Source organism: Alienimonas sp. DA493, from assembly GCF_043951915.1.
Taxonomy (GTDB): Bacteria; Planctomycetota; Planctomycetia; order Planctomycetales; family Planctomycetaceae; genus Alienimonas.
Genome location: NZ_JBINJD010000040.1, coordinates 24,345 through 35,420, shown reverse-complemented (window position 1 = coordinate 35,420; position 11,076 = coordinate 24,345). Strand labels below are relative to the sequence as shown.

The following is an 11,076-nucleotide window of genomic DNA, read 5'->3' as shown; positions in this document are numbered from 1 at the left end:
GTGACGCTCCCTCACGGTCGCGGCTCCATGTCAGACGACTTCGACGCTCGCCTCCGCGACGCGAAACTCGCCGCGATGGCGGAGTTCTGCGCCGGGGCCGGGCATGAGATCAACAACCCCGCCGCGGCGATCCACGGGCGCTGCTCGCTGCTGCTGAGGAACTGCGAGGACCCGACGTTGGCCCGGGAACTGCGGGTCATTTCGGAGCAGGCCCTCCGCATCCGCGACATGATCGCGGACGCCCTGCTGTTTGCCGACCCGCCGGAACCGACGCCGGAGCCGGTCTGGCTAGGGGAGGTCGCCGAGGAGGCGCTGCCCGGTCTGCGGGAGCGGGCCGCCGACGCCGGCTGCACGCTGGAGACGGATTTCGCCCCGGTCGCCTTGGAGGCCGACCCGGATCAGCTCTCAGCGCTCGTCGCCTCGTTGGGACGGAACGCGATCGAGGCCGGCGCGTCCCGCTTGCGGTTTCGCGGGCGCCGCAGAGGCGAACGTGCGCTCCTCTGGGTCGCCGACGACGGCGCCGGCTTCACGGAGCAGGAGCGACGACACGCCTTCGATCCCTTCTTCTCCGGCCGGCAGGCGGGACGGGGGTTGGGGTTCGGGTTGCCGAAGTGCTGGCGGATCGTCACGTTGCACGGCGGCACGCTCGACGTGCGCTCATTTCCCGGCCGGACCGTGTTCCGGGCGAGCCTGCCCGCACTCCCCGCGGACGCCGCCGGCCCATCGGTCGATTCGGCATGACGTTGCGCACCGTCGCGGTTCTTCTCGCGCTGATCGGAACCGCGGCGTTCGCCGGGGCTGCGTACGCCCAGGAGCCGGCCGAGGCGGCGGAGCCCGCGGCCGTCGCGGAACCGGCCGACGACGGGGCGGTCGCTGCCGAGGCCGCCGAGGAACCGTCTCCCGCGGAGCGATACGGGGCTTGGTCGCTGGTCCCGCCGCTGGTCGCCATCGGGCTGGCGATCGCGTTCCGGCAAGTGCTGTTCGCCCTGTTGGCGGGCGTCTACGGGGCTGGGCTGGTGTTGACCGACGGGGAGCCGCTGTCGGCGTTCCGCACGATGTGCACGGAGCTGATTCAGCCGGCGGCCGTCGACGACGACCATGTCGTCACGCTGCTGTTCACCTTCTTTCTGGGGGCGATGGTCGGGGTGATGACCCGCAGCGGCGGGACCACGGCGCTGGTCAACTGGGTCGGCGGCCGGGCCGGCACCCGTCAGCGGGGCCAGCTGACCGGCTGGGGGCTGGGGTTCTTGGTCTTCTTCGACGACTACGCCAACATGCTGCTGCTCGGCGGCACGCTGAAGCCGCTGACCGACCGCCTGCGGATCAGCCGGGAGAAGCTGGCGTTCCTGATCGACAGCACCGCCGCGCCGGTCGCCGGGCTGGCGGCCGTTTCGACGTGGGTCGGCGTGGAGATCGACGCCATCAGCGAGGGCTTCGTCGCCCTCGGCGGGGAATCGATCAGCTACGTGTATTTCCTCGAAACGATCCCCTACCGCTTTTACCCGATCTACCTGCTGGCGTTCGTGTTCGCCGTCGCCTGGACCGGGCGGGACTACGGCCCGATGCGGCGGGCTGAGGTGCGGGCGGCGACGACCGGGCAACTGATCCGTCCCGGCTCCTCCCCGGCCTCCGCCGACGAGGTCGCCGTGGAGGACGCCGAACCGAAGCTGATCAACGCCCTCGCCCCGATCGTCGTGCTGGTCGGCCTGCTGGCCGCGGTGATGTGGGCGACCGGGCTGGAGGCGACTGCCGAAACCGGCTGGTGGCCGAGCGGCGACGAAAATTCCGTCCGGCGGGTGATCGAGAACGCGGACAGCTTCACGGCCCTGTTGATCGCCTCGCTGGCGGCCTCCCTGATTGCCTGCCTGACCGCCGCCGTCACCGGGGCGCTGAAGGTCGGCGCCACGGCCGACGCCTGGGTCGCGGGGGCTCAGGGGATGTTCCCGGTCGCCGTCATCCTGATCCTCGCCTGGTCGGTCGGGCAGGCGTGTACCGTGCTCGGGACGGGGCCGTACCTGGCCGGCGTGGCGGAGCCATACCTGTCCGCCCGGTGGTTGCCGGCGCTCGGCTTCCTGCTGGCCGCGGCGATCGCCTTCAGCATCGGATCCAGTTGGACGACGATGGCGATCGTGATCCCGCTGCTGATCCAGCTCGGTGCCGGGCTGCTGGGCACCGGGGCGCTGGGGATCGAGGCGGTCGCCGCCGAACCGGCGATGCTGGGCACGATCGGGGCGGTGCTGGCCGGGGCGATCTTCGGCGACCACTGCTCCCCGATCAGCGACACGACGGTCCTCAGCAGTGCCGCCAGCGGCTGCGACCACCTCGACCACGTCGCCACGCAGATGCCCTACGCGGCGACCGTCGGGCTAATCTCGCTGGTCTGCGGCTACGTCCCCGCCGGCTTCGGCGTGCCGTCGTGGATCTGTTTGCCGATCGGGCTCGTCGCCTGCGTCGCGGTGGTGCGGTTCGTCGGCCGGCCGATCGAGCTGGGAATGACGAATGACGAATGACGAATGTCGAGTGGGAGCGGTCGCGTTAGGCTCTCCCTTCGTCATTCGACATTCCTCATTCGGATTTCGCCCCGGTGTTCCGCGGCATCCTCGTCCCCACCCTCACCCCCCGGGCCGCCGACGGCGGCGTGGACGAGGACGCTCTGCGGTCGCATGCCGACTGGCTGATCGGCAAGGGGGTGCACGGCCTCTACCCCAACGGCAGCACGGGCGAGGGGGTGCGACTGACGGCCGAGGAGCGCCGGCGAGTCACCCGGGCGACCTGCGAAGCCGCCGCCGGCCGCGTGCCGGTGCTGACCGGCGTCGGCGGGGCGAACCTGTCGGAGACCCTCGCCGAGTGCGAACACGCCGCCGAGTGCGGCGCCGCGGCGGTCGCGGTGACGGCGCCGGTCTATTTTCGTCCCTCGCCGGAGGCGATTGAGGAACATTTTCGTCGGCTCGCCGCGGAGAGCCCGGTGGGGGTGCTGGTCTACAACATTCCGTCCTTCGCCGTGCCGATCCCGGTCGAGGTGACCGTCCGACTGGCAAAAGAACAGCCGAACGTCGTCGGAGTGAAGGACAGCAGCGGGGACGTCTCCGCGATGGTGCGGCTCTGTTCCCAGATTCTGCCGGAGCGGCCGGACTTTGCGATCCTGACCGGCTGGGACGCGGCGCTGCTGCCGATGCTCGCCGCCGGCGCCCAAGGCGGCACGAACGCTACCGCGAACGCCGCCCCGGAGTTAGTCGTGGAGGTCTACGACCGCTTCCAGGCCGGCGACTGGGACGCCGCCCGGCAGGCCCAGTGGCGGCTGACGACGCTGTTCGACGCCCAGATCGGCGTCGGCGAGTTCCCCGACGGCATCCGCCTCGCCGCCGAGGCCCGCGGGGCGCTGCCGCCGGTCGAACCGCGGCTCCCTCAGCCCGCCGCGGCCGTCGACGGACACGCCGAGGCGCGGCGGACTTTGGCCGCGGCGCTATCCGCAGCGGGCGTCGGGGCGTGACGGGCGGCCGCGTCTCCCTTGTCATCCCGACCCTCAACGAAGCCGCCGCCCTGCCGGCAACGCTGGCTCATCTGAAGGAACTCGATCCGCCGCCGCGGGAGGTGATCGTCGTCGACGGCGGCAGCGAGGACGGCACCGTTTCGATCGCGGAGGCCGCGGGGGCGACGGTGGTGCGTTCGCCCCCCGGCCGGTCGAAGCAGATGAACGCCGGGGCGGCCGCGGCGGGGGGCGAGCTGCTCTGCTTCCTGCACGCCGACACCGTCCTGCCGCCGGATTACCTCGCGGCGGTCGCCGCGGCGCTGGCGGAGGAGGGCACGGCGCTGGTCGGCGGCCGGGCCACGCTGACGGGGCCGCGGGGGCCGAGCCGGCTCACCTCGCTGCACCACCGGCTCAAAACGCACTACGCCCCGCTGATCTACCGGCCGCACCGCTACGCGTTCGCCGGGCTGCGGTTGCTGTTCGGCGATCAGGCGATGGCCTGCCGGGCGAGCGATTTCGCCACCGTCGGCGGATTCGACGAACGGCTGCCGGTGATGGAAGACGCCGACCTCTGTCTGCGGATGAACCGCCGTCTGCCGCCGGGGCGCGGCCGCGTCCGGGAGTTGCCGGAGCCGATCGAGACCAGCGACCGCCGCGTGCGGGAGTGGGGCGTGGTGCGGGCGAACCTGACGTACCTCGCGATCGCCTGGGGCTGGGCCTACGGCGCCCCGGCGGACTGGCTGGGCCGGTTCTATCCGGACGTGCGGTGAGGGCGGGACGCCGCACGGCCGCATCGCGTATCCTCCGGCGTTGAGATCACTCTTCCGCGACGGCGCCGATGCGACGAACGATCTTCCCCTGTCTCTCGTCCCTGGCGCTGGGCGTCGGCCTGACGGCGCTGGCGTTCTTCGTACTCAGTCGACCGGCTTCGGACGAGATCACGGCGGCCGACGTCGCTTGGGCGACGGGTTGGAAGTTTTGGACGATCGACCTGCGGCAGGAACCGGACGATCAGGAAGTCGGCCTCGTCGTGCTGGACGCCGACGGGACGGTCGTCGACGAGTCGTCAGACATTTCCCTCGATGTTCATCGGCAACTCTCCGGCGACTCGAAGATTGTCGTCGCGCTTCGGCCGGACCGTCGGGAGGTCGAGGGGCGACTCCGTTGGGCGGGGGGAAGTCATTTCTTCGACTTCGATGAGCACCTCGACGGAACCGTTTCCTCTTCGATCAGCGAGCCGACGAAGGTGGACGGGCTCTACCACCTCTTCGCCCGGGGCGAGCGCGAGTTCAGACGGAAGGGCGCCACGTTCACCGACGGCTCGGTCCGCATCGCCCTGCGGGTTCGTACCGCCGCCGAAGACGAATGACGGGCCGTCCGCCGGGTTTCGCTCACGCCGCCCCGGCGGCCATCGGGCGTTCCTCGAAGGGTTGGACGACCACGAAGCCGGGGCTGCGGGTGGCGGCGAACTCCATCTGGATGCTCTCGCCGCTGCCGCGGCCGAGCAGGGTCTTGAACTGCACGTCCGTCTTGAACTTCGGTTCGAGGTTGCCGCTCCAGGCGATCGTGGCCTGCGGGTCGGTGAAGACCGGCGGGCCGCCCGGTTCGACGCGGAGCGTCAGCGGGTCGTAATGGGTCGTGATCGCCAGCATGCCGCGGCCCTCGAACCGCACGTTGAACAGCCCGCCGCCGGCGATCGCCCCCAGCGACCGCATCAGGTTGATGTCCCAGCCGAGCGTCGGCTGGAACGCGAGCATGTCGTTGCCGTTGACGAACAGGCTTTCGCCGTCGAGATGCAGCAGGGTGACCTTCTTGCCCTGATCGGCCAGGTATAGGCGGCCCTTGCCGCTGGCCTTGGTCAGTTTCGCTCCCTCGCCGCTGACGGCCTTCTTGAGGAACTTGCCGAGGCCGTGCTCCAGCATGCCCTCCCGCTCGAAGCCGATGCGGCCGGTGTAGGCGACCATCGCCCCGGCCTTGATCCAGACCTCTGTGCCGGCCTGGCCGAGGTTCACCTCCAGGAGGCGGTCCCGCTCCATCTCGAAGAAGCCCTCGCCGCGGTCCCGCTGGTTCGTGGCGGCGACGAACTCGGCGAGGCTGTGGCGGCGGTCGGCGGCGGAGTCGGACGGGGCGGCGGACATGAGGGGCCTACGGAGTGGGGGGATGCGAGGCGAACGCTCCGCGGGTCGGGGCGGTTCACGCCGTCTTGCCAGGGGGCGGCGGCCCGGGCGGGACGGATCGCCGTCGGCCGTTGCGTTATCCTGCCGAGGTCCGCCCCCGTTCCGAAAGTCGATCGATGCTCACCGCCTTTGCCGCACTCGTGGCCTTCCTGCCCGCGGCCGACCGGCCGGCCGCCGCCCCGGCCACCGTCGACCCGGCCCTGCCCCGGGTGTTGCTGATCGGGGATTCCATCTCCATCGGCTACACCGACCCGGTCCGCAAGGAACTGGCCGGCGAGGCGAACGTCTACCGCATCCCCACCAACGGCGGCCCGACGACCCGCGGGCTGGCCCACCTCGACGAGTGGCTCGGCGAGGAGAAGTGGGACGTGATCCACGTCAACTGGGGGCTGCACGATCTGAAATACATGGACGGGCAGGGCGACCTCACCCCGGTGGATCGAGGCGTGCAGCAGGTCTCGCCGGAGGACTACCGGAAGAACCTCGGCCGGCTGTTCGACCGGCTGGAAAAGACCGGCGCGGAGGTGATTTGGGCGACGACCACGCCGGTGCCGAAGGGTTCTCACGGCCGGATCGGCGGGGACGCCGTGAAATACAACGCGATCGCCGCCGAGGTCCTGAAGGGCCGCAACGTACGGGTGAACGACCTGCACGCGGTCGCCTCCGCCGACCTCGCTGCCTGGCAGAAGCCGCGGAACGTGCACTTCACGGCCGAAGGCTCGAACGTGCTGGCGAAGGCCGTCGCGCAAGCGGTCCGCGAGGCGCTGACGAAGGCGACCGAACCGAACGGAGCCCGCTGAGCGTTGGAGGGGGCGCCGGCCGCGGCGTCAGCGTCCGCCGAGCGTCCGCTGAAAGAACTCCGCCCGCAGGCGGCGGGCGGCGTCCCGTTCGCCGACGCCGTGGCCGCCCTCCGGGTAGACCTTCAGGGTGAACTCTTTGCCGGCGGCCCGGAGGGCGTCGGCGGTTTCGAGGGTGCAGGCGGGATCGACGTTGCGGTCCGACCCGCCGACCGTCAGCAGCAGATCGCCCTCCAGTCGGTGGGCGTCACGGACGTTCGAGCTGTCGTCGTAGTGCGGGCCGACCTTGCCGAGCCACGCTTCGTTCCACCACAGCTTGTCGACGCGGTTGTCGTGACAGCCGCAATCCGCCGCGGCGGCGCTGTAGAAGTCGCCGTGGGACAGCAGGGCCCGCAGGGCGCTCTGCCCGCCGGCCGATCCGCCGTAGACGCCGACTCGCTCGAGATCCAGCGCCGGGTACTTCTCCGCGAGAGCCCGAAGGAACCGAACACGGTCCGGGAAGCCGGAGTCGGCGAGGTCCCGCCAGCAGACGTCGTGGAACGCCTTGCTCCGCCAGTTCGTTCCCATGCCGTCGCACTGCACCACCGCGAAGCCGAGGGCGGCGAGTTCCCGCACGTGCCGCGCGTCGCCCCACGCCTTCGGGGCGAACGCCCCGTGCGGGCCGGCGTAGATATTCTCCACGATCGGCAGCGAACCGGGCTCGGCCGCGTCCGGGTCGAAGCCGGGGGGGAAGGTGACGGTTCCGTAGATCTCCGTCTCGCCGTCCCGGCCCGTCGCGGAGAACGGCGCCGGCGGCCGCCAGCCGGTGGCGAGGCGGGCGGAGGCGTCGGCCCGCTCCAGTTCGCAGAGCAGGGCGCCGGTCTCCCCGTCCCGCAGCACGGTCACCGGCGGCAGGTCCACGCGGCTGAACCGGTCGAGCAGGTAGCGTCCCCCGTCCAGAAATTCCCACTCGTGCGTGCCGTCGCCGGGCTCGGCGGCGTCCGAGGTGAGCACGACGAAGTTCGACCCGTCGAGGTCCGCCCGGCAGAGGTGTTCGTAGTACGGATCCTGCCCCGGCACGACGCCCAGGGCGACGAACCAGACGCGGCCGTCCGCGACCTTCTCCACCCGCCGCACGACCCACTCGCCGGCGGTGACGGCGTTCAGGACGTCGGCTGAGCCGGCGTCGACGCGGTACAGGTGATTCCAGCCGCTGCGTTCGCTGGCCCACAGCAGGGTCTCCGGCTCCCCGTCGGCGGTCGGCAACCAGTGCAGTTCGGTCTTCTGGGAGTAGTCCACGAACGTGTCGCTGCGTTCGTCCACCACGACCCGCACCGCCCCGGTCTCCCGGTCCGCGGCGAGAACCTGCAGGAACCGGTGCCCGCGGGGGTTGTACAGGAAGAACTGTTCCGAACCGTCCGCCGACCAGCGCCAGTTGCCGACGGAGTACTGGTCCGGCAGGGAATCCAACGCGACGTCCGTCCGCTCGCCAGTCTCGGCGTCGAAGAAGACCGGCGCCGACTGGTCCCGCAGGTCCCCCGGCTTCGGGTAGTCGAGGCGCACCGGCTCCAGCGGCTCGCCGTCCTCGCCGCGGGGCTCGAGGGTGATCTCGCGGACCGGGGCGACGACGGTCCGCCGCACGGCGACCGTCCGGCCGTCCGGGCTGGCGAGGACCGGGCCGCGGTAGGCGATCTCGCGGTATCCTTCCGGCACGGGCTCGGCGGCGGCGTCGGTGAGGCGGCGGTCGCTGACGGCGTGGAAGACGTCCCCGTTCCGCAGGCGAATCGGCGGGGGGGCGGACCGCTCCCGCCGGGGCCGATCCGGCTCGGGCTCGGAGGCCGACATCGGCCCGTCGATGACCGCGACGCCCTCCTGCTCCGTTCCCGTCAGCACGGCGAGGGACCGTCCCTCCGCGTCCCGCACCCGCCAGAGGTGCCCGGCGAAGGTGTGCTGGGCCCGCCGCTCGCCGGCGGGAATGCGGCCGTATCCGGTCTCCCGCCCGTCGCTGAGCCAGTAGAGGTCGATCGGCCCGTCGGTGCGGTTCACGAAGGTGACGTGGGTCTCCGGACCGGCCCGCGTGGGGCGGGGGCGGTTCAGAAACGTGACGCCGCGGGATTCCGGCTGCGTCCCGTCGCCGGAGTCTCCGAGCCGTCGCACCTCGGCGCCCTCCACCTCCCAGCGGGCGCCGCGGGCGGCGAAGCGGACCGGACCGTCCGGGCCGTCGGGGAACTCGACGAACCGGAAGGGCAGGGCGTCCGGCCGCAGGCGTTCCTCCCCACGGCGGGAGAGCGCAGCGGCGACGGCGGCGTGATCGAACGCCGGCTCCCGCAGGCCGTCGGCGGGCCGCACGAGCACGAACTCGGCGGACCCGGGACCCGTTTCGATTCGATACCAGAAGGCCGGCCCGCCCCCGATCGGCCGGGGCAGAACCCGTTGGCGGAAGACGCCGCCGCCGGTCGTTTTCACCCAGGCGGCCGCCGCCTCGAAGGTTTCGAACGGTCGGTCGGCGCCGACGTTCGCCGGGGCGTTCGCCTCCGGATCGTTCGCCGTCGGGGCGACCAGCGCAAGCAGACAGAGGGCGGTCATCATGCCGCCACTATGCCGAACGCTCCGGCCGCCCGGAACCAGGTCCCGCGCCCGCGGGGTCAGTCCTCCACCTTGACGATTACGATCGTGACGTCGTCGGCCTGCGGTTGCGGTTCACGGAAGCGGCGGCTGGCCTCGTTGAGCCGGGCGACAATCTCCGCCGCCGAGCGGTCCCGGTGCTCCTCGGCGGTCTGCAGGATGCGCTCCGGGCCGAACTGCTCGTCTTCGGCGTTCATCGTTTCCTCCAGACCGTCCGTGGGAAACAGCAGGAGGTCGCCCCGGGAGAGACGGATCGTGGGGCCGGCCTCGATCTCCGGCTCCGGCAGCAGGCCGACGATCGGGGCGGTGCTGTCCAGCCGCACGGGCACCCCGCCGACCGGCAGGTGGTAGGCGACATGGCCGGCGGCGGCGTAGTCGAAGGTCCGCGCCCGCGGGTCGAGCACGCCCAACAGCAGGGTGAGGAACAGCGGGCCGAGGTCCGGCGAGATCTGCCGCTCCATCCGCGACAGCACGTCCGCGGGGCTGCGGCCGGGCGCCAGACCGGCCCGGAGGAAGGCGCGGGCCTCGACCATCACCAAGGCCGGTCCCAGGCCGTGGCCGCAGACGTCGCCGACCGCGACCGCCAAGGTGCCGTCGGGCTGGGTGACGAAGTCGAAGTAGTCTCCGCAGGCCTCCTCGGCGGGAAAGACGGCGCCGGCGACGTCCAGTCCCGGCACCCGCGGCGGCCGGGCGGGGTAGAGCCGCTTCTGCACCGCCCGGGCTGCGGACAGTTCCCGGCGGGCCCGGTCCCGTTCCCGCTCGCGGGTCTGATCGCGGAACGTCACCACCGCCCCGACGACCTCTCCGCCGGTCCGCAGCGGGGCGCACTCGTAGGCGGCGGGGAAGCTGTTGCCCAGCGACCGCCAGAACAGGGCGTCGTCCTCCGACCGCGGCGTGCCGTCCCGCAACACCGCCAGGATCGGGCACTCCTCCGGCCGGTAGCCGACCCCGTCGGGGCGGGTGTACCGGACGACCTCGCCGTGCGGCCGGCCCTCCAGATCGGACACCGCACAGCCCAGCATCGTCGCCGCGGTCCGGTTGGCGAAGGTGATTCGTCCGTCCAGATCCAGCCCGTAAACCCCCTCGCCGACGGAGTTGAGGATCAACTCCAACCGGGTGCCCAATTGCACCGACTCGGCGACGGCGCGGTTGCGCTCCGTCACGTCGGTGGAGATGCCCCCCAGTCCCCAGATGCGTCCGCTGGAATCCCGCATCGGGAACTTGACCGAGATGTAGTCCCGCGGGCCGTCGGTGTGCTCCACGGTTTCGTCGAACCGCACCGGATTGCCGCCGGCGAGGACCTCCCGATCGTTCTGGCGGATCTGCTCGGCGATCTCCGGCGGGTGGACCGCCTCCTCCCCGCGGCCGACGATCTCCTCGCGGGACCGGCCGAAGATCTCGAGGAACCGGCGGTTCACCATCAGGTAGTGACCGGCGGTGTCCTTGAGGTAGATCACCGCCGGGGAGTGGTCCAGAAACGTCAGCAGGGTGCGATCCTGTCGCCGGACGACGGCGGCCTCCTCCTGCCTGTCGGCGACGTCTTCGACGACTGCGCAGGCGAAGGTTTCGCCGTCGATCGTCAGCGGGGCGAGCCGCAGGGCGATCGGCAATTCCTCGCCGTTGCGGCAGAGGGCGGCGAGGCGGGCGGAGGCCGGAAAGGTCCGGGGCCGGGGATTCGCGAAGAACTGCGGCCAGAGGGCCCGCTGCCGGGGCCGATCGCGCTCGGGGATCAGGGCGGAGACCGACCGTCCTTCCAGGGAGCCCAGCGCCCAGCCGAAGCGGCGTTCGATCTCCCGCGTCGCCAGTCGCACCACCCCGTTTCGGTCCGCCACGAGCACCGCCACGGGCGCCTCGCGCAACACGGCGTCGGCCAGTACGCCCCCGCTCGTCTCCTGCTCCTCGACCGGGACGGACGTCGAGAACAACGGCTCGATCGGGTCGGCGACGACGTCGGGATGATCTTGCACTGTCAACTCGTTCTTCATGCCGGGACGACGTTCCGGCTCTGCCGCTGTCCGCCGCCTCGTGC

General features: G+C 71.7%; 9 protein-coding genes. 6 read left to right on the top strand and 3 right to left on the bottom strand.

Features of this window, described 5'->3' with window-relative positions:
- The 5 genes from ACG2DA_RS08515 to ACG2DA_RS08495 form a co-directional block, all read left to right on the top strand.
- A partial coding sequence (locus tag ACG2DA_RS08515; protein WP_395255142.1) for an ATP-binding protein occupies positions 1-741 on the top strand: 741 nt, incomplete at its 5' end.
- On the top strand, positions 738-2,510 hold the full coding sequence (locus ACG2DA_RS08510; protein WP_395255141.1) for a Na+/H+ antiporter NhaC family protein: 1,773 nt from the start codon (positions 738-740) through the stop codon (positions 2,508-2,510). The genes ACG2DA_RS08515 and ACG2DA_RS08510, both read left to right, overlap by 4 nt.
- 74 nt (positions 2,511-2,584) lie before the next feature.
- Positions 2,585-3,490 (top strand): dihydrodipicolinate synthase family protein, encoded by a 906-nt coding sequence (locus ACG2DA_RS08505; protein WP_395255140.1) that lies wholly within the window; start codon positions 2,585-2,587, stop codon positions 3,488-3,490.
- A complete protein-coding gene (locus ACG2DA_RS08500; RefSeq protein ID WP_395255139.1) occupies positions 3,487-4,239 on the top strand; it encodes a TIGR04283 family arsenosugar biosynthesis glycosyltransferase in 753 nt (250 codons plus the stop codon). Before ACG2DA_RS08505 ends, ACG2DA_RS08500 begins: the two co-directional genes overlap by 4 nt.
- 68 nt (positions 4,240-4,307) lie before the next feature.
- Positions 4,308-4,838: a hypothetical protein gene (locus ACG2DA_RS08495; RefSeq protein ID WP_395255138.1), complete on the top strand. Its 531-nt coding sequence runs from the start codon at positions 4,308-4,310 to the stop codon at positions 4,836-4,838.
- A 22-nt stretch (positions 4,839-4,860) separates the two neighbouring features.
- Here ACG2DA_RS08495 and ACG2DA_RS08490 read toward each other — a convergent pair whose 3' ends face one another.
- Positions 4,861-5,607, bottom strand: coding sequence for an AIM24 family protein (locus ACG2DA_RS08490; protein WP_395255137.1), 747 nt, complete (start codon positions 5,605-5,607; stop codon positions 4,861-4,863).
- Positions 5,608-5,762: 155 nt separating this feature from the next.
- Between ACG2DA_RS08490 and ACG2DA_RS08485 the strand changes: the two genes are divergently transcribed.
- Complete coding sequence (locus tag ACG2DA_RS08485; protein ID WP_395255136.1) at positions 5,763-6,446, top strand: SGNH/GDSL hydrolase family protein; 684 nt, start codon at positions 5,763-5,765, stop codon at positions 6,444-6,446.
- A 27-nt stretch (positions 6,447-6,473) separates the two neighbouring features.
- On the opposite strand, the gene ACG2DA_RS08480 is transcribed toward ACG2DA_RS08485, so the two are convergent.
- Both ACG2DA_RS08480 and ACG2DA_RS08475 read right to left on the bottom strand, forming a co-directional pair.
- Entirely contained in the window at positions 6,474-9,011 is a 2,538-nt protein-coding gene (locus tag ACG2DA_RS08480) for a prolyl oligopeptidase family serine peptidase (protein ID WP_395255134.1), read from the bottom strand.
- A 56-nt stretch (positions 9,012-9,067) separates the two neighbouring features.
- Positions 9,068-11,032, bottom strand: coding sequence for a PAS domain-containing protein (locus ACG2DA_RS08475; protein WP_395255133.1), 1,965 nt, complete (start codon positions 11,030-11,032; stop codon positions 9,068-9,070).
- Positions 11,033-11,076: the final 44 nt, after the last annotated feature.